Origin of the sequence: Streptomyces luteolus (assembly GCF_029968015.1) — a bacterium.
Classification (GTDB): domain Bacteria; phylum Actinomycetota; class Actinomycetes; order Streptomycetales; family Streptomycetaceae; genus Streptomyces; species Streptomyces luteolus.
Map to the genome: position 1 here is coordinate 113,716 of NZ_JASCIS010000005.1, position 18,532 is coordinate 132,247.

The 18,532-nt window shown below is 71.7% G+C and carries 15 protein-coding genes and 1 pseudogene; 9 read left to right on the forward strand and 7 right to left on the reverse strand.

Annotated features, from left to right (window positions below; all coding sequences use genetic code 11):
- Positions 1-271 precede the first annotated feature (271 nt).
- Positions 272-832 (forward strand): nitroreductase family deazaflavin-dependent oxidoreductase, encoded by a 561-nt coding sequence (locus QIT00_RS06525; RefSeq protein WP_282534137.1) that lies wholly within the window; start codon positions 272-274, stop codon positions 830-832.
- Between the two features lie 58 nt (positions 833-890).
- Here the strand turns inward: QIT00_RS06525 and QIT00_RS06530 are convergent, their stop codons facing one another.
- Positions 891-2,099 (reverse strand): geranylgeranyl reductase family protein, encoded by a 1,209-nt coding sequence (locus QIT00_RS06530; protein ID WP_282534296.1) that lies wholly within the window; start codon positions 2,097-2,099, stop codon positions 891-893.
- Between the two features lie 328 nt (positions 2,100-2,427).
- Here QIT00_RS06530 and QIT00_RS06535 point away from each other — a divergent pair, with 328 nt between their 5' ends.
- From QIT00_RS06535 to QIT00_RS06545, 3 genes are all read left to right on the forward strand, one after another.
- A complete protein-coding gene (locus QIT00_RS06535; RefSeq protein ID WP_282534138.1) occupies positions 2,428-3,783 on the forward strand; it encodes a dipeptidase in 1,356 nt (451 codons plus the stop codon).
- A 145-nt stretch (positions 3,784-3,928) separates the two neighbouring features.
- A complete protein-coding gene (locus tag QIT00_RS06540; RefSeq protein WP_282534139.1) occupies positions 3,929-4,387 on the forward strand; it encodes a hypothetical protein in 459 nt (152 codons plus the stop codon).
- Between the two features lie 91 nt (positions 4,388-4,478).
- Positions 4,479-6,413 carry an ATP-binding protein gene (locus QIT00_RS06545; protein WP_282534140.1) on the forward strand — a complete coding sequence of 645 codons (1,935 nt, stop codon included), beginning with the start codon at positions 4,479-4,481 and terminating at the stop codon, positions 6,411-6,413.
- An 87-nt stretch (positions 6,414-6,500) separates the two neighbouring features.
- Here the strand turns inward: QIT00_RS06545 and QIT00_RS06550 are convergent, their stop codons facing one another.
- The 4 genes from QIT00_RS06550 to QIT00_RS06565 form a co-directional block, all read right to left on the reverse strand.
- Positions 6,501-7,526 (reverse strand): NUDIX hydrolase, encoded by a 1,026-nt coding sequence (locus QIT00_RS06550; RefSeq protein ID WP_282534141.1) that lies wholly within the window; start codon positions 7,524-7,526, stop codon positions 6,501-6,503.
- A 449-nt stretch (positions 7,527-7,975) separates the two neighbouring features.
- Positions 7,976-8,557, reverse strand: coding sequence for a DinB family protein (locus tag QIT00_RS06555; protein ID WP_282534142.1), 582 nt, complete (start codon positions 8,555-8,557; stop codon positions 7,976-7,978).
- Positions 8,558-8,950: 393 nt separating this feature from the next.
- Positions 8,951-10,606: a glycine/sarcosine N-methyltransferase gene (locus tag QIT00_RS06560; RefSeq protein ID WP_282534143.1), complete on the reverse strand. Its 1,656-nt coding sequence runs from the start codon at positions 10,604-10,606 to the stop codon at positions 8,951-8,953.
- A gap of 224 nt (positions 10,607-10,830) precedes the next feature.
- On the reverse strand, positions 10,831-11,268 hold the full coding sequence (locus tag QIT00_RS06565; protein ID WP_282534144.1) for an STAS domain-containing protein: 438 nt from the start codon (positions 11,266-11,268) through the stop codon (positions 10,831-10,833).
- A gap of 344 nt (positions 11,269-11,612) precedes the next feature.
- Here QIT00_RS06565 and QIT00_RS06570 point away from each other — a divergent pair.
- From QIT00_RS06570 to QIT00_RS06580, 3 genes and pseudogenes are all read left to right on the forward strand, one after another.
- Positions 11,613-12,015: pseudogene (locus QIT00_RS06570) on the forward strand (DnaJ family domain-containing protein).
- Positions 12,016-12,260: 245 nt separating this feature from the next.
- Positions 12,261-13,199, forward strand: a complete 939-nt coding sequence (locus tag QIT00_RS06575; protein WP_282534297.1) for a pentapeptide repeat-containing protein — start codon at positions 12,261-12,263, stop codon at positions 13,197-13,199.
- Between the two features lie 86 nt (positions 13,200-13,285).
- On the forward strand, positions 13,286-14,095 hold the full coding sequence (locus QIT00_RS06580) for an ArsR/SmtB family transcription factor (RefSeq protein WP_282534298.1): 810 nt from the start codon (positions 13,286-13,288) through the stop codon (positions 14,093-14,095).
- A gap of 276 nt (positions 14,096-14,371) precedes the next feature.
- Here the strand turns inward: QIT00_RS06580 and QIT00_RS06585 are convergent, their stop codons facing one another.
- On the reverse strand, positions 14,372-15,739 hold the full coding sequence (locus QIT00_RS06585; RefSeq protein WP_282534145.1) for a dipeptidase: 1,368 nt from the start codon (positions 15,737-15,739) through the stop codon (positions 14,372-14,374).
- 176 nt (positions 15,740-15,915) lie between these two features.
- Positions 15,916-16,443: a GNAT family N-acetyltransferase gene (locus QIT00_RS06590; RefSeq protein ID WP_282534299.1), complete on the reverse strand. Its 528-nt coding sequence runs from the start codon at positions 16,441-16,443 to the stop codon at positions 15,916-15,918.
- A 211-nt stretch (positions 16,444-16,654) separates the two neighbouring features.
- Between QIT00_RS06590 and QIT00_RS06595 the strand changes: the two genes are divergently transcribed.
- Entirely contained in the window at positions 16,655-17,083 is a 429-nt protein-coding gene (locus QIT00_RS06595) for an SAM-dependent methyltransferase (RefSeq protein WP_282534146.1), read from the forward strand.
- Between the two features lie 82 nt (positions 17,084-17,165).
- Positions 17,166-18,254, forward strand: a complete 1,089-nt coding sequence (locus QIT00_RS06600; RefSeq protein WP_282534147.1) for an S-(hydroxymethyl)mycothiol dehydrogenase — start codon at positions 17,166-17,168, stop codon at positions 18,252-18,254.
- Positions 18,255-18,532 lie beyond the last annotated feature (278 nt).

The window sequence follows — 18,532 nt, forward strand, 5'->3', positions numbered from 1 at the left end:
TCGAATGTGAGCGGTGCACTCAGTTGTGAGCGGTGCACTTATTTGCGAGCGGTGCACTGAGACGAGAGCGGCGGTCCGATACGAGAGCAGCGGTCCGATACGAGAGCAGCGGTCCGATACGAGAGCGGCGGTCCGATACGAGAGCGGCGATCCAACACGAGAGCAGCGCTCGCAAAAGAGAGCACTGCTCTTGCCCTGCGGCGCACGAACGTGGAACACTGCTCACAAGCGAGAGCAGTGCTCACAGTTTCCCTCGAGAACGGATCCCGCGATGACTTCCACAACGCCCGCGCACCCCACCCCGCACTCCACCGCACACTCCACCCCGAACCCCACCCCGAACCCCACCCCGCAGCACTCCACCCCGCAGCCGTCCAAGTCACACCAGCCCTACTACCTGCGGGCCGGTGCCGTAGCCGCGCGCCTGAACCGCGTGATCGGCTGGCTGGCCCGGCACGGGATCAGCCTTGCGGGCTCGGCCGAACTGTCCGTGGTCGGGCGGAAGAGCGGCAAGCTGTTGCGCCTGCCGGTCAACCCGTTCCGGCACGGCGGTGAGCAGTACCTCGTGTCCGCGCGTGGGCATTCGCAGTGGGTGCGGAATATGCGGGCCGCGGGCGGGGGTGAGCTGCGGGTCGGACGCAGGGTGCGCCGGTTCACGGCCACCGAGATCGCCGACGACGGGGCGAAGGTCGAGATTCTGCGCGGCTATCTGGAGCGCTGGGGCTGGGAGGTCAACGGGTACTTCAAGGGCGTCACGGCCAAGTCCGACGACGCCGTACTGCTCGCCGCCGGGCCGGACCACCCGGTGTTCCGGATCACGGTCCAGGACTGACGGCGCGGCGGGACGCAGACGCCAGGACGCGATCCCCTCGGCCCGGGCCGGCGTCCGCCTACGCCGATTCCGCAGCCCCCTCCCGCACCCCCTGCTTCTCCTCCCGGTCGAGTGTGGAGAGGGCGCGCCGGGCCAGCGGATGGGTGCGGACGATCTCCGTGAGGGACGTGGAGCCTCGGGTGATCTTCGCGAAGGCGTTCCACGCGGGGCGGAAGCCGGTGAGGACCGCGTGCAGCAGTCCCGGGCGGCGTTCGAAGACGCTCAGCATGCGCCGGCCCAGGCTCATCTCCACGCCGAGGCCCGCTCGTACGGCGAAGGCGTAGTTGAGGGCCTGCCTGCGGGTGTCGACCGCGTCGTGCGCCTCCGCGACCCGGACCGCCCACTCCCCCGCGAGCCGCCCGGAACGCAGCGCGAACGAGATGCCCTCGCGGGTCCACGGCTCCAGGAGGCCCGCCGCGTCACCGCAGACCAGGACACGGCCGCGGGAGAGCGGGGAGTCGTCGCTGCGGCAGCGCGTCAGGTGCCCGGAGGAGATGCTCGGCTCGAAACCGGCGAGGCCGAGGCGGGCGATGAAGTCCTCCAAGTACCGCTTGGTGGCGGCGCCTTCGCCGCGGGCGGAGATCACGCCGACGGTGAGAGTGTCACCCTTGGGGAAGACCCAGCCGTAGCTGCCGGGCATCGGGCCCCAGTCGATGAGGACGCGGCCCGCCCAGTCCTCGGCGACCGTCTCCGGAACCGGGATCTCCGCCTCCAGTCCGAGGTCGACCTGGTCGAGCTTGACGCCGACGTGCGCCCCTATGCGGCTGGCGCTGCCGTCGGCGCCGACCACGGCGTGCGCGAGGAGGGTCTCGCCTTCGGAGAGGACGACCGCCGCCGTGCGCCGGTCGGGCACCGCCGGTCCGTGCTGCTCCACCCGCGAGACGGTGGCGCCGGTGCGCAGTTCGGCACCCGCCTTCTGCGCGGCCTCGACGAGCCCCTGGTCGAACTCGGGCCGATTGATGAGGCCGAAGAGCATCTGCTTCGAGCGGCGCGTACGCGCGTACTTGCCGTCGAGGGAGAAGGTGACGGCGTGCACCCGGTCGCGCAGGGGCAGTTCGAAGCCGGGCGGCAGGGAGTCGCGCGAGGGGCCGATGATGCCGCCGCCGCATGTCTTGTACCGGGGCAGTTCGGCCTTCTCCAGGAGGAGCACGCGGCGTCCGGCGACAGCGGCCGCGTAGGCGGCGGAGGCTCCCGCGGGGCCGGCACCGACGACGATCACGTCCCACACGTCGCGCTCCGCCTCCGCGCCCCGGTCCGCCTCGGGCGATCGCGCCCCCTCGGGCGATCGCGCCTCCTCGGGGGTCGTGCCGTCCGGTCCCGTGCCCGGCTCGTCCGGTCCCGTGCCCGGCTGCTCCCGCCGCTCGTCGGCCGGCTTCTCGCTCGAGTTCTCGCTGCTCACGATGGGCTGCTGCTCCGATCCAGCTGTCTTCCGCCGCTGTCCACGGCATCCTACGGCGGGCACCGATCACACCCGCCTGTGGGAAGATCGAGCCCGTATTCGAGGTGCGCACACGCACCCATACGTACACAACGTCGCACCCACAAGGAGCGTGCCCATGCCGTCGCAGCAGATCGCCGAGACCGTCGCCTCCCTCTTGCCGCGCGCGCGGCAGGAGCTGGCCGAGCTGGTGGCGTTCAAGTCGGTGGCGGACTTCACGCAGTTCCCGAGGAGCGAGAGCGAGGCCGCCGCGAACTGGGTGGCGGACGCGCTGCGCGCGGAGGGCTTCCAGGACGTGGCGCTCCTGGACACCCCGGACGGCACGCAGTCGGTGTACGGCTTCCTGCCCGGCCCCGCGGACGCCCCGACCGTTCTCCTCTACGCGCACTACGACGTGCAGCCGCCCCTGGACGAGGCGGCCTGGGCGACCCCGCCGTTCGAACTCGTCGAGCGGGACGGGCGCTGGTACGGGCGCGGGGCAGCGGACTGCAAGGGCGGCGTCGTCATGCATCTGCTGGCGCTGCGCGCCCTGAAGGCGGACGGCGGGGTGCCGGTGAACGTCAAGTTCATCGCGGAGGGCTCCGAGGAGCAGGGCACCGGCGGACTTGAGCGGTACGCGGAGGCTCACCCCGAGCTCCTGAAGGCCGACTCGATCGTGATCGGGGACAGCGGCAACTTCCGGGTGGGGCTGCCGACGGTGACGTCGACGCTGCGCGGGATGACGCTCGTACGGGTCGAAGTGGACACCCTGGAGGGCAATCTGCACTCGGGCCAGTTCGGCGGTGCCGCTCCGGACGCTCTGGCGGCCCTTGTGCGGGTGCTCGACTCGCTGCGCGCCGAGGACGGTTCGACGACCGTGGACGGCCTGGACGGCGGGCAGGTGTGGGACGGACTGCAGTACGCGGAGGGCGACTTCCGCAAGGACGCGAAGGTTCTGGAGGGCGTGGAGCTGATCGGTGAGGGCACTGTCGCCGACCGGATCTGGGCGCGACCCGCGGTCACCGTGCTCGGCATCGACTGCCCGCCCGTGGTGGGCGCGACACCTTCGGTGCAGGCGGGCGCGCGGGCGCTGATCAGCCTGCGGGTGCCGCCGGGCGTGGACGCCGCCGAGGCCACGAGGCTGCTGCGCACACACCTGGAGGCGCGCACGCCGTGGGGCGCGCGCGTCCGCACCGAGCAGATCGGTCAGGGCCAGCCGTTCCGCGCGGACACCAAGAGCCCGGCGTACGCGGCGATGGCGGAGGCCATGCGGATCGCGTACCCCGGTGAGGAGATGCAGTACGCGGGGCAGGGCGGCTCGATCCCGCTGTGCAACACGCTCAGCTCCCTCTACCCGAACGCGGAGATCCTGCTGATCGGTCTGAGCGAGCCGCAGGCGCAGATCCACGCGGTCAACGAGAGCGTCTCCCCGGAGGAGTTGGAGCGCCTTTCGGTGACGGAGGCGCTGTTCCTGCAGAAGTACGCGACGAGTTGAGCCACGCCCGCATACGTGACGGGTCGAGCCACGCCCGGACAGGGCGCGCGCCCGCGCCCGCGCCCGGGCACGCGCCCTGTCCGGAACCGTGCCGGTGTGCTCACCCGGCTGTGCTCGGCTGCGGATCATCCGTAGGCTCGGCCCCATGGAATCCCTCGGCCTGCCCACGGAACGTCTGGTCGGCTCCTGGCGCATCGTCTGGTCCACGTTTCCCATGTGGCTGACGGGCCGGCGCAGTGGGGCGACGTTCACGTACGCGCCGTTGCCGGAACGCGGCGGTGCGGCCCGCCTGCGCGACGTGGTGTCCTACCGGGCCCGTGGCCGGGAGCGTCGCATCGTGGGAACGGACACCCGGCTCCCCGGCCGGGCGGGCACCGCCTTCCGCTGGCGCGGGCGCGGTGTGCTCGCGCCGTTGACCAGCGTCTGGGAGGTGGCGGAGATCGCCGAGGACGGGTCGTGGGCGGTCATCACGTTCGCCAAGTCCCTGGTGACGCCCGCGGGGATCGACGTGGTCGTACGTACGGAGCACCTGTCGGACCCCGAGGTCATGGCCGCGGCGGAGCGGGCCGGTGTCCGGCTCGGCGCCACCCGGCTGCCCGCCTGAACCGGTGCAGAACGCTGGAGGACTGAGCGTGTTCGTGGGTCGAGGCAGGGAACTGACCCGTCTGGGCAGCGCACTTGAGCAGCATCGGCTGGTGACCTTGACGGGGGTCGGCGGGGTGGGCAAGTCCCGCCTCGCGCGGCAGCGGATCGGCGAGGGGCTCCCGCCGGACGTGGGCACCGTCTGCTGGGCGGACCTGTGGCCCCTCCAGGGCGAGGATCTCCTCGCGGCTGTGGTGGCCGACGCCTGCGGGCTTTCCGACCACACGCCGCGGATGCCCCTCGAAGTGCTGTCCAGCTGGATCGGCGCGCGTCCGGTCCTGCTCGTCCTCGACTCCTGTGAGCATCTCCTCGACGCCTGCCGCCGCCTCGTGGCCGCGCTGCTGACCGCCTGCCCGCGGCTGACGGTCCTGGTGACCAGCCGTGAGCCGCTGCATCTCGACGGTGAGCGGGTGATCCGGGTCGACCCGCTGCCGGGTGCGACCGACGCCGTCGAGCTGTTCACGTACCGCGCCGCGGAGGCCGGGCACCCGCTGGCGAACGGCGAAGCCACCGAGCGGGTACGGGAGTTGTGCGAGCACCTGGACGGGCTGCCGCTCGCCCTGGAGCTGGCGGCCGGGCAGCTCGGCCACAGCACGCTCGAAGAGACCCTGATGCGGCCACGGCTCGGCCTGGACCGGCAGGACTCGGGCGTACGTCCCGTGGTGCCCCGGCGCCATGACGCGCTGCGCACCGCGCTCGGCTGGAGCCATGAGCTGTGCACCCCGGCCGAACGGCTGCTCTGGGCACGGCTCTCCGTCGTACGCGGCCACTTCGACGCGGGGACGGCGGCGGCGGTGTGTGCCGGTGGACCGCTGACCGTGGCCGATGTGTACCGCGCGCTCGACGGCCTCGTCGACAAGTCGGTCGTCGTGCACGACCGGGGCCGGCACCGCGTCCTCGACACCGTCCGGGAGTACGGCCGGCTGTGGCTGGAGGAGCTCGGCGAGGTGGACCGGGCGGCCGACCGGCACGCCGCGCACTTCCTCGAGCTGGTCCGCAGCGCGGACGCGGCGTGGGCGGGCCCGGAGCAGGCGGCGTGGTACCGCACGATCCGCGAGCCGTACCCGGACCTGTGCGCGGCCGCCGACCATCTCCTGGAGCACCGGCCCGACGAAGCGCTGGAACTCACCGCTCTGGTCGGCTTCTTCTGGATGTGCTGCGGCCATCTCCACGAGGCGCAGCGCTATGTCGAACGCGCCCTGTCCGCGAGCACCCTGGGCGGCCCGATGCGCGTGCACGGGCTGTGGGCGCTCGGTCTGACCCACATCCTCCAGGGCGACTACGCGGCGGGGCACGGCCTGGCGTCGGCATGCCTGAGCGAGGCCCGGCTCGCGGGGGACGAGGCGGGCCTTCTGCGGGCCGGGTATCTGCACGGGCTGAGCAACCTCCTCGAAGGGCGGGCCGCGGCGGCCCTCGACCTGGTCGACGAGGCCCTGCCGCGCGCCGGTGCTCCTGTCGGGGGCAGGGCGTCGGGGCCCGCGTTGATGTGCCGGCTCGTCCGGGTCTTCGGGCTGACCGCGTCCGGCCTGCTCCAACAGGCCCGGCGGGAGGCGCAGTTGCTGCGCGAGACATGTGTGACGGACGGGGAGCACTGGACCCGGTCGTACGCGGACTACCAGCTCTGTGTGATCGCCCTGAGCGAGGGCGACGCCGATGCGGCGGTCCGGCACGCCCGCTCGATGCTTGCCTCGAAGCAGCAGATCGGGGACAGCTTCGGCATCGCCCTGGGGCTCGACATGCTGTCGGCGGCGTTCGCCGCGGCCGGTGACGGGGAGGGGTCGGCGCTCGCCTACGGCACGGGTGACCGCTTCTGGCAGGTGGTCGGGCACCCCCAGCGCGGCACACCGGAGGTCGCGCCGCTGCGGGACGAGGGCGAGCGGACGGCCCGCGCCCTCCTGGGCGACCAGGCGTACGACGACGCCTTCCAGGAGGGCGCGCACGCCGACCCCGCGTCGATGCTGAGGTGGGCGGTCGGCAGCGGTTACTAGCGGTCGGCAGCGGTTTCTAGGGGCGTCTCCCCTATCTCTGCGGGCCCTGGGCCCTGGGCCCTGGGCCGTGTCCGTGGAGTCCCGGGCTCAGCCCGTGTCCCGGGGGGTTCCGACCGGCACTCCCGCCTCCAGGTACAGCGGCCGGCCCTGCCTCCTCGCGCGCAGGGCCCAGCGCAGCCGCTCGTAGCGCACCGGGGGCAGCAGGCGCGCCGCCTCCTGTTCGGTGACGAAACGGCAGTCACGGAGTTCGGGGCCGGGCAGCAGGACACGCTCGGTGGCGGCGCTGTCGAGCCGCCCGCCGTCGAAGAGCAGCCGCATCCCGCCGTATCCCGGAGGCTGGGGCGCCTCCCAGTCGATGAGCAACAGGCCGGGCAGCCGGTCGAGTCGGATGCCGGTCTCCTCGGCGACCTCGCGCACCCCGGCCGCCGCCGGGGCCTCGCCGGACTCGACGACGCCGCCCGGGAACTCCCAGCCGGGCTTGTAGGTGGGGTCGACGAGCAGCACCCGGTCCCGCTCGTCGAAGAGCAGCACGCCCGAGGCGAGGGTCTCGGAGGTGGGCTCGGGGGTCTGCACGATGTCGCAGAGCCCGAGATCCGAGCTGCGGACGGCCTCGGCGATCCGCTCTGCGGTCTCGTACGGAGTGAGGGCGCTGGTGTCGACGGGATGGGCGTCGCAGGTGAGCCAACCGGCCAGCGCCGCCCGGTACGGCTCGATGTGGTCGTACGCCCACTCTGGTGCGGGCCGGTCGGCTATACGTGCGCGCAGGATCGTTTCAGCCGGGGTGAGCAGCACATGGCGTACGGCGATACGGCGGGCGGCGAGGCCGCCGAAGATCTCGTCGCGGTACTCCTGGCGCAGCAGGGTCATGGGGACGACGAGGACACCGCCGACCTCGTGGAGGAGTGCCGCGGCGGTGTCGACGACGAGGCGTCGCCAGATCGTCAGGTCCTGGAAGTCGCTCACTTCGTCCAGATGCTTCTGGGGCAACAGGTGGCGCAGCCCGCGGCCGATGACCTCGGGGTCGAAGAGCGTGCTGTTCGGGATCAGTTCGACAAGGTCCCGTGCGGCGGAGGTCTTGCCCGCACCGAACGCACCGTTGATCCAGATGATCACGGTTCCCCCTCTTCTCTTGGCCCACTGTGGCTTGCCCGTTCCACTGTGCCGGGAAAACCACCGGCAGAGCAGGGCACACCATAGAGCGCGTTCCGGCTGCGCGAATCGAGCGGGGCCGGGAAGTCCACCTGCCGGAATAGCCGGTGGAATGGGTTTCGTTCACAACTCCCGGACAATACAGTCCGGTTGGGCATTTTCGGTGAGGACGTCGAACTCGCGGCGGGCCTGGCGGTGGGCCTGGCGGCGGGCCTTCTTCGGGAATTCGCCGAAGGCACGACACGGCGGGCATATGCCGTGCCCCGGCGGCACGCACCCCGCTTTACGACTCCGGTGATCGCGTGCGTGATTGAGTCCGGGCAATGGACCGGAAATTGGCGTTCGGCGTTCTCCCGCTAACAGGCCACGCCGCTCAACATCCCTATACGGAAAGGAAGTTCAGCCTCAGAAGGTTACGCTCCCACCGCCCCGTCGATCCCTTCCCGCAGGAAGTCGGCGTGGCCGTTGTGGCGGCCGTACTCGAGCAGGACGTGGACCATCACCATGCGCAGGGACACCTCCTCGCCCCAACGTGGCTGAAATCCGGCCACGTCGAGGGAGTCGGCGGCGCGCTCGACGCGGCGCGAGGTCTCGACCTCGGCCTCCCAGGCGGCGAAGGCCTCGGCGCGGGTCGAGGCGCGCACGTCGTACGCGGCCTGGAAGTCGATCTCGTCGGACCACACCATCGGGGCGTCCTGGTCCTCGAACGGGCGGCGGAACCAGGCGCGTTCGACCTCAGCCAGGTGTCGTACGAGGCCGAGCAGGGTCAGGGTCGAGGTTGGCATGGATCGCCGGCGCAGTTCGTCGTCGGTCAGGCCCGCGCACTTCAGGGCGAGGGTGGCCCGCTGGTGGTCGAGGAAGGCCCGCAGAGTCTCGCGTTCGCCGCCGAGCTTCGGTGGGGCGACGCGCGCGTCCTGTTCCTGTTCCTGGCCCTGTTCCTGGTCCTGGTCCTGGTCCTGGTCCTGGTCCTGGTCCTGGTCCTGGTAAGAGGTCATGCCCAATCTGGTACCACGAGCACCAGCCACACCGCAGCAGGTACGACGACGACCACCAGGCCTCCGTACACCATGAGTTGGCGGAAGAAGCGGTCGCGGTCGACCCCGCCGAGGACGACCTCCCCCTCGCCCAGGACCCGTCCGGCGGGCCCGACGAGTCGCGCCGCTGACCTCTACGGGTACAGCGCCTCTCGTCGCTCCGCGACGGCCTGTCCCTGCGGCAGCACCCGGGCACGGTGTGGCGACTCGGCAAGGGATCAATATCGCGGCACGCCGGGATGGGTGCAAGCAGCTGCTGAATTGCCGTCACATGTTGTGTCTCGCAGGCCACTTGGGACAGGGGACGGCGGCGCATCTCCGAACTCTCGGTGGGCGCCGCCACCCCCGCACACCTCAGCCGCGCACGAAGTGGAAGATCCCCCACGTCAGATGTCCGCGCCGGCCGCCGTCGACCCAGTGGCCGAGGCCCTTCTTCATCTGGGCGAGGTAGTCGTGGCTCACCTCGCGGGCGAGGCCCTCCTTCTCCTGGCGGGTGGTTTCCGCGAGCACGCGCGCGTAGTGCGTGGAGAGTTGCTCGCGATGCTCCTCGAAGCCGTCCGCGTCGGCCGCGTCGCCGGGGGTGAAGCCGAGGGCGCTCAGTTCGGCGCGGTAGAAGCCGGGTGAGCCCATGTCGTCGAGGTGGATCCGGTCCAGGATCGGCTGGAGCACCCCGGGCGGGCAGTCGTCCGCGGCCATCGGGTCGGTGAAGATCAGCCGGCCGCCCGGTTTGAGGACGCGGGCTATCTCCCGGAGCACCGTGGCGCGGTTGCCGCTGTGCAGGAAGGCGTCCTGGGACCAGACGACGTCGACCTCGGCGTCTCCGTACGGGATGCTCTCGAAGGAGCCGTCCACGACCTCGATGCGGTCGGTGAGGCCGCGGGCCGCGTTCAGCTGGCGGTGCCGCTGGTTCTCGACCTCGCTGAGGTTGAGGGCGAGCACCTTGCAGCCGTACCGCTCGGCGAGCAGCCGGGCGGACCCGCCGTAGCCGGAGCCGAGGTCGAGGACCACGGAGTCCTTCGTCAGCGGGAGTTTGCCGGCCATCCGCTCGACCGTGCGTCGGCTCGCGTCGGCGATGGGTTCGCCGGGCTGCTCGTACAGGCCGATGTGGATGTCCTCGCCGCCCCACACCTTGGCGTAGAACGTGTCGGCGTCGGGTGAGTTGTAGTACGTACGGGCGGTGCTGACAGCGCCGGAGTAGCGGGCGTCGGTGTCGTCGGCGCGGTACTCCTTCTCCGCTACGTGCACGAAGAAGTCGGGCTGCTCACCCCGGTAGGTGTGCTGGAAGTCGCCGTACGTCTCGACCCGCTGGAAGCCCACGTCGGTCATGAGTCTGCGGGTGTAGTCCCTGCGCAGCGGGAACATGTTGAGGTGGTACACGGACTCGTCCGGGAACCGGTACCGCATGCGGCACAGGCCGTCGTCGACGTACTCCGGCTCCACCTCGACGTCCTCGCCGCAGTAGTAGTACTTGTGCTTGCTGGTGTAGCCGTCGTCGAGGATCGCGTCGTAGTTGCGCTGGTCGAGGACGAGGATGCCGTCGTGTTTGAGCATCGCGTAGAACTCGGCGAGGGCCTTGCGGCGGTCGCGTTCGGCGAAGAGGTGCGTGAAGGAGTTGCCGAGGCACACGATGGCGTCGTACTCGCCGTGCACGTCGCGGTTGAGCCAGCGCCAGTCGGCCTGCACCACACGCATGATGTGGCCGCCGTCCTTCATGCCGTTGGCGAAGGCCTTGGAGAGCATCTCCGCGCTGCCGTCGGCGCTGACGGTCTCGAAGCCGGCGGCGAGCAGCCGCACGGAGTGGAAGCCGGTGCCGGTCGCCACGTCGAGGACGCTCTTCACGCCTCGTTTGCGCAGCAGATCGACGAAGAAATTGCCTTCGCTCTCCTCTCGTTTCTGCCAGTCGATGAGCGAGTCCCACTTCTCGACGAAGCTGGGAACGTATTCCTCCGTGTAGTGGCCGGTTTGCCTGACTGCGACGGGGTTGTCGCCGAACTCCTGGGCCGGTCGCACGATGTGGGAGAACCCTTCGATCGTCGGATGCCTGCGAGTGCCTTGCGTTCGCGGACGGACACGGTGCCCGCGTGCATCGCCTGTCCAGAGCTCGCCGGTTCATCCCTTCAACTGACGTATACAAGGGACCAGTTGGTCGATCAGCCACGGATAGTCGGCGTTTCGGCCAGTGCTCGGCGCCGCGAGCGGGCTCGGTCGGCCCGTGCTCGGCGTCGCGAGCGGGCTCAGCCCTCGCCGACCGGTGCGCGGGTCTCCTGCGCGCCGGTGTCGTCACGGTGCGGCGGCCAGTCGGGGCGGTGCCCCTCGGGGAGCTCGGCGAGCGCCAGGGCGACGGTGCGACGCGCGGGCAGCAGCTCCGTGCTTCCGGTCTGGGCGAGGAGTTCGGCGAGGCGACGGCCCACGCCCGCGAGGACCAGCAGACCGTCGCGCCGGGCGAGCAGCCAGCGGATGGCGAGCAGACAGTTGAGGCCGCGCGAGTCGCAGAACGCGAGGGCCGTGACGTCCAGGACGAGGTGCACACGACCGGCGGCGACGCTCGCGCCGAGGGTGCTGAGGAAGAACTGCTCGACGTTGTGGTCGAGTTCACCGCTGACGCGCAGCACGGCTGACTCCTGCCGGGCGGACAGCTCGGTGATGGTCAGGCGGTGGCTCTGCGTGGACATCGCTCCTCCGTCCGGCTGTCGGGCGAGGGCCCGTGTCGATGCGCGCGAACCCGGCCGCGTGCGCGGTCCGTGCTCGTGTGCCCCCTGGGGTACGGTACGGCGCCACTCGGCCTGAAACGCACCGATTGCGCCGTCACACTCCCCCGCACCGCCAACCTACGTCCCCATCCGGGACGTTGGGGCGACATCGCGCCATTTCCCGGCCGAACCCTACGCGAATCACGCGGTAACCGTACGGAGACCGCCGTACGGGCGCGGCCCACGTCCGCCGCACTCGGTGACCGCCCGGCGTACCGTGGGGATACGCGCAGGCAACCCGCTGAACCCTTCGTGAGGAGCGCACGATGACCGAGCGGAAACCCCCCCGGCGTCAGCTTCGAGTCCTGGGTCGACAAGCAGATCCGGGAGGCGGAGCAGCGCGGCGACTTCGCGGAGCTGCCGGGCATCGGCCGGCCGCTCCCCGACCTCGACCGTCCCTACGACGAGCAGTGGTGGCTGAAAGAGAAGATGCGCCGCGAGAACGTCTCGGTGCTTCCGCCCGCCCTCGCTCTGCGCAAGGAGGCCGAGGACGCGCTCGCGGCGGCGGAGGCGGCACCGACCGAGGCGACCGCGCGCAAGATCCTGACGGAGATCAACAAGAAGATCACCAGCATGCTCCTCCGCCCGCCGCCTGGCCCACCGCTCGGCATCAAGCCGTACGACGTGGAGGACGTCCTGGCGCGCAGGCGCACCGCACGCGAGGGCTGACCGGGGCGGCGCGCGAGCGCTGACCCGGGCTCTCCCGGTGCGGGGCGGCGGGGGCTCTCCCGGTGCGGGGCGGCGGCGCCGGTCGGGGACAATGAACGTCCGGCGTTCCCGTTCCGCCCGAGCGCGCCGCACGCCGCACGCCGCCCGCCACGTCCCGCATCTGGAGACCCACCGCCTTGTCGAAGCAGTCCGCGTCCGCCGCCGCCCCTGACCGCCGCGCCGCAGCGGAGCCCTCGGCGGCCGGAATCGCCCGGGACGAGCTGAAGGCGGACTGCGCCAGCTGCTTCGGGCTCTGCTGCGTGGCCCTCCCCTTCGCGGCCTCCTCGGACTTCGCGGCGGACAAGGCCGCGGGCACGCCCTGCGGCAATCTGCGCACTGACTTCGGCTGCGGCATCCACGCCCGGCTGCGCGAGAGCGGCTACCCGGGCTGCACGGTGTACGACTGCTTCGGCGCCGGCCAGCAGGTCTCGCAGGTGACGTTCGGCGGCCGCGACTGGCGGGCCGAGCCGGACAGCTCGCGGCAGATGTTCGCGGTGTTCCCGGTGATGCGCCACCTGCACGAACTCCTCTGGTACGTGAACGAGGCCCTGGCCCTGCCGACCTCCCGGCCCCTGCGGGCGGACCTCCGGCGCGCCCTCGACGACGTACGGGCCCTGACGCGCGCCGACGCCGAGACGGTGATCGCGGTCGACGTGGCCGAGCTGCGCGGCGAGATCAACGTCCTGCTGCTGCGCGCGAGCGAACTGGCGCGCGCCGCCGAACCGGACGAGAGGCCGGGCCGGACGACGAACCAGAAGGAAGGCCAGAAGGAAGGCCAGAAGGAAGGCCAGAAGCACGGCCAGAAGTACGGTCAGAAGCCAGGCCGGAATCCGGGCAGGAACCCCGGCAAGAAGCCGCGCAAGAACAAGAATCACCGCGGCGCCGACCTCATCGGCGCCCGATTCCGCCATGCCGACCTGCGCTGCGCCAACCTCCGCGGCGCCCTCCTGATCGCCGCCGACCTCGCGGGCGCGGACCTGCGCACGGCCGATGTCATCGGCGCCGACCTGCGGGACGCCGACCTGTCCGGCGCCGACCTGCGCGGCGCGCTGTTCCTGACCCAGGCGCAGGTCAACGCGGCGCGCGGCGACGAGCACACCCAGCTCCCGGACACGGTGACGCGCCCCGGCCACTGGACGGCCTGAGTCCCGCATACGCCCCGACCCGTCGGTGCCCGTACAGCGACACTTGAAGGGCAACCAAATGGTTGCCTATAATGGCGGACGTGACGATGGACGACGTGTTCCGCGCACTCGCCGATCCGAGTCGCCGGGCACTGCTCGACCGGCTGAACGACCGCAACGGGCAGAGCCTGCGAGAGCTCGGCGAGGGGCTCGGCATGAGCCGGCAGGCGGTCAGCAAACACCTGGCGGTCCTGGAGTCGGCCCGGCTGATATCGACCGTCCGGCGCGGTCGCGAAAAGTTGCACTACCTCAACCCGGTCCCGATCCAGGAGATCGCCGACCGCTGGATCGGACAGTACGAACGGGGCCGCCTCGCGAGCCTCTCCCGCCTCAAGCGGAATTTGGAAGGAAGCACCATGAGCAAGCCCGAGTTCGTCTACGTGACGTACATCCAGACCACCCCGGAGAAGCTCTACGAGGCTCTCACCGACTGGGAGTTCATCAAGGAGTACATGGAGGGCTGGGGTCCGCAGTCCACCTGGGAGGTCGGCTCGACCGTCAAGTGGAAGATGGGCCCCGACGGTGAGGCGGAGGAGCTCGGCCAGCGGGTCCTGGAGGCCGTCCCCGGCAGGCGCCTCGCGTACACCTGGCACACGCTGCAGCCCATGCACCGCGAAATGCTCGGCATCACCTCGGACGAGGAGTGGGAGCGGGCCGTCAAGGAGCGGTCCAAGGTCACCTTCGACATCGAGCCCGCCGAGGAGGCCTCGGCCGGGGTGAAGTTGACGATCACGCACGACGGCTTCGACAGCCCCGACAGCAAGATGCTGGAGAGCGTCAGCGGCGGCTGGATCATGATCCTCTCGGCCCTGAAGACCTTCCTGGAGGGCGGCCGCCGCCTCGCGGACCAGCGCTGACGCGCAGGGCCCGTCTCCCCGATCTTTGCGGGTCCGCGACGCCTGGCACGCCCTCTCGCCGCACGCCCGAATCACCCAAGTACGTCCAGTACGAGGGCGATCCGGGCGCACGCCGAGAGCACGCACCAGACGCCGCGGCCTGATCCGCAAACATCGGGGAGACGGGCCCTGGTTCGAGGAGGGGCGGGGAAGTCCGGGCCTCAACGGACCTCCCCGCCCGCTCCGCGGTCCGCCGGCCCATGGTGGCCGGGAACCGGTCTGTGGTGGCCGCCCTGTTCAGCGGCGGCGGGCGGTCGCGTACTCGTGTAGGAACAGGGCCTCCACGTGCGCCATGTGCTCGATCTCCGCGGGGTCGACGCTCTCGTCGGGCGCGTGGATCCGGCAGCGGGGCTCCGCCACGCCCATGAGGACGACCTCGGCGCGCGGGAACGCGTCGGCGAGCACCGTGCACAGCGGGATCGAGCCGCCCTGGCCGAGATACACGAGCGGCCGTCCGTACACCTGGCGCATCGCGGAGCCGAGTGCCGCGTAGGCGGGCCCGTCGGTCGCGGCGCGGAACGGGGCGGCGGCGCCCTGCGGCTCTACGGTGACCTTGGCGCCCCAGGGCGCGGCTTCGGTCAGCTGCTCGGTGAGCATGGCGAGCGCGGCGGCCGGATCGACGCCCTGCGGGATGCGGAGGCTGACGCGGGCCCGGGCGCGCGCGGGGACGGTCGCGGACGAACCGGCGGCGGCCGAACCGGTCGCGGGCGGGCAGTCGATGCCGAGGACGGTGACGGCGGGCCGGGCCCACAGCCGGTCGGCGACGGTTCCGGTCCCGGTCAGGCGTACGCCGTCGAGGACGCCCGCGTCGGTGCGGAACCGGGCCTCTTCGTAGCCGACGCCGTCCCAACTGCCTTCGTAGTCAAGGCCGTTGACTCGGGTTGCGCCGGTCTCCGGGTCGTGCAGCGTGGCCAGCATCTGGATCAGCGCGGCGAGCGCGTCCGGTGCGGGCCCGCCGAACATGCCCGAGTCCACCTCGCCCCGCAGCGTGGCGACGGTGACGAGCAGGTCGGCGAGGCCGCGCAGCGTGATGGTCGCGGCGCCGGTGCCGGCCTCGGCGTTGCCGGTGTCGCAGAGGAGGAGCGCGTTGGCGAGGAACTGCTCCGGATGTTCCTCGACGTAGGCCTCAAGCCCGCCCGTGCCCTGCTCCTCGGAGCCTGCCGCGACGAACTTCAGGCCGACGGGGATCTCCTCGCCGAGTGCCCGCAGCGCGGTCAGGTGCATCACGATGCTGCCCTTGCCGTCCGCGGCGCCCCGCCCGTACCAGCGACCGTCGCGCTCGGTCAGCGTGAACGGCGGCGAGGTCCAGGCGGTGTCGTCGAGCGGGGCCCGCACGTCGTAGTGGCAGTGGAGGAGCACCGTGGGGGCGCCGCTCGGGGCCGGGTGGTGGCCGAGGACGGCGTGGCTGCCGTCGGGAGTCTCGGCGAGGTGCACGTCCCGGAGCCCGACCTCCGTGAAGGCGTCGGCGACCCACTGGGCTGCCTTGCGGCACTCGCGCGGCGGGTACTGGCGGGCGTCGGCGACCGAGGGGATGGCGACGAGCTCCGCGAGGTCCCGCCGGGCGCGCGGCATCAACGCGGATACCCTTCCGCCCAGTTCGGTCATCAGGCCTGCCTCACGCCGGTGCGCCGAGCGCTCGCGGTTCGAGCACGTGCCACGACCGTAATCGGCCCGCGCGCCCCCTGCATGTCGGGCGTGTCGCCCGAGGAGCTGGGCTGGGTCCGGGTCCGGGTCCGAGGCCGGAAGGTCTCTCCCCCGGCCCCGCGGCGCCGGGCACGCCCCTAGGAGGGAGGCGCGGCGTGCAGGGTGAGGAGCCGGGTCGTGCTGCCGTCGTCCTCGGAGAGGTCGCGGACGTGGACGAAGCCGAGCCGATGCAGCAGCGCGAGCGAGGCCTCGTTCGGCGCGGCCACGGTGGCGTGCACCTCGGCCAGACCCAGAGTTCCGAAGCCGTGGGCGACGATCGCCCCGGCGAGCTCACGCCCGAGGCCACGGCCCCAGGTGTCGGGGTGCAGGGCGTAGACGAGCTCGTGGCCGCCGCTCTCCTCCGTCGGCTTGATCTCGGCGTGACCGACCAGCCGCCCCTCGTACCGCACGGCCCACACGTCGAAAAGCCGCCGCGCGTACACCTTGCTGAAGATCCGCCCCAACAGGGCCCGGTCCGCGTCCTCCGACGACGTGCCGTCGCCCATCCACCGATGCACCCGCGGGTCCCCGAACAGCGCGACGAACCCGTCCTCGTCCCCGGGGACGTACGGGTCGAGGCAGAGGCGCCTGGTGCGCAGACGCGGCGTACCGGGCGTCGGCCGCAACGGCTCAACTACCGTGGCGGGAGCGCCGGACGGGGGCACGGAAGAGGTCACGGAAGGGGTCACGGAAGGCGGCACGGAAGGGGTCACGGAAGGTGTCACGGAAGAGGTCGCGGAAGGGTTCACGAGCCGGGACGCTACCCAGGCCGCGCCGACGCCCGCCAGCCATTTCGGCGCCGTGCCGGACGGCCCGGCCCGGCGTACCGTCGATGCCATGTCCGCCCTCTCCCCGCGCCAAGCCCGCGCCGTCGACGCGCTCCCGCTCGAACCGCAGATGCGCGTGCTGGAGATCGGCTGCGGGCCCGGTGCCGCCGCGCGAGCCGTGGCCGCGCGGCTTGACACCGGGCACGTCGTGGCGATCGACCGGTCGGCGGCGGCCGTGGAGCTCGCGCGGAAGGCGTGTGCGGAGGAGATCGCGGCGGGCCGCCTGACGGTGCGGCAGTGCGCGGCCGAGGAGTTCGAGGCGGGACCGGGCGAGGGCCCGTTCGACCTCGTCTACGCGTTCCGGGTCGGCGCCCTGGACGGCCGGCACCCGGAGGCGGGTGCGCGCGCCCTCGCCCGGATCGCGGCCGTGCTCGCGCCCGGCGGACGGCTGTTCATCGACGGCGGCGACCCGCTGCGGGAGGTGCCTCTACGGCGGTGAGGCGTCGCTCGCCAGGCCTGGCCGGATCACCGCAGAGCGGTACGGTTCCGAGCAATCCCCTTATGAAGGATGTGAGTTCGACATGGCGCAGGAAGTACGCGGAGTGATCGCGCCGGGCAAGAACGAACCGGTACGCGTCGAGACGATCGTCATCCCCGACCCCGGCCCCGGCGAAGCCGTCGTACAGGTGCAGGCGTGCGGGGTGTGCCACACGGATCTGCACTACAAGCAGGGCGGCATCAACGACGAGTTCCCGTTCCTGCTCGGCCACGAGGCCGCCGGAATCGTGGAGGCGGTCGGCGAGGGCGTGTCCGACGTGGCGCCCGGGGACTTCGTCGTCCTCAACTGGCGTGCGGTGTGCGGGAGTTGCCGGGCCTGTCGGCGCGGGCGGCCCTGGTACTGCTTCGCCACGCACAACGCCGGGCAGAAGATGACGCTCGCCGCCACCGGCCAGGAGCTCTCCCCCGCCCTGGGCATCGGCGCGTTCGCGGAGAAGACCCTGGTCGCGGCCGGACAGTGCACGAAGGTCGACCCGGCGGCGTCCCCGGCCGTCGCGGGCCTGCTCGGCTGCGGCGTGATGGCGGGCATCGGCGCGGCGATCAACACCGGGAACGTGGGCCGGGGCGACAGCGTCGCCGTGATCGGCTGCGGCGGTGTCGGGGACGCGGCGATCGTCGGCTCCCGGCTCGCGGGCGCGAGCCTGATCATCGCCGTCGACATCGACGACGCCAAGCTGAACACCGCCAAGCGCCTGGGCGCGAGCCACGCGGTCAACTCCACGCACACCGACCCGGTGGCGGCCATCCGGGAGCTGACCGGCGGCTTCGGCGCGGACGTGGTGATCGAGGCGGTCGGCCGCCCGGAGACCTACGAACAGGCCTTCTACGCCCGTGACTTGGCGGGAACGGTCGTCCTCGTCGGCGTACCGACCCCGGAGATGAAGCTCGAACTGCCGCTCCTCGACGTGTTCGGACGCGGCGGCGCGCTCAAGTCGTCCTGGTACGGGGACTGCCTGCCGAGCCGCGACTTCCCGATGCTGATCGACCTGTACCTGCAGGGGCGGCTCGACCTGAAGTCGTTCGTGACCGAGACGATCGCTCTCGACGAGGTCGAGCAGGGCTTCGAGCGGATGCACCGCGGTGACGTGCTGCGTTCGGTGGTGCTGTTCTGACGGCCGCACGCAGCGTGCCCGGTCCGGAGTCCTCGTCGTCCGGGTCGGCGCGGTCGAAGCGGTAGTCGGAGACGGTGACGGTGACGCCGCCGCCGCCGCCGGTGAGCGTGGACTGAGACGGCCACTCCGAACTCTTCGAGCGCGCAGGCGACTTCGTATCGCGACTTCATCGGTTCGCTCGCGTACTCGGCGCAGTCCTCCAGCAGGCTCCCGGCCGTCTCCCGGCCGTCTCCCTGCCGTCTCCCGGCCGTCTCCCTGCCGTCTCCCGACCGGCTCCT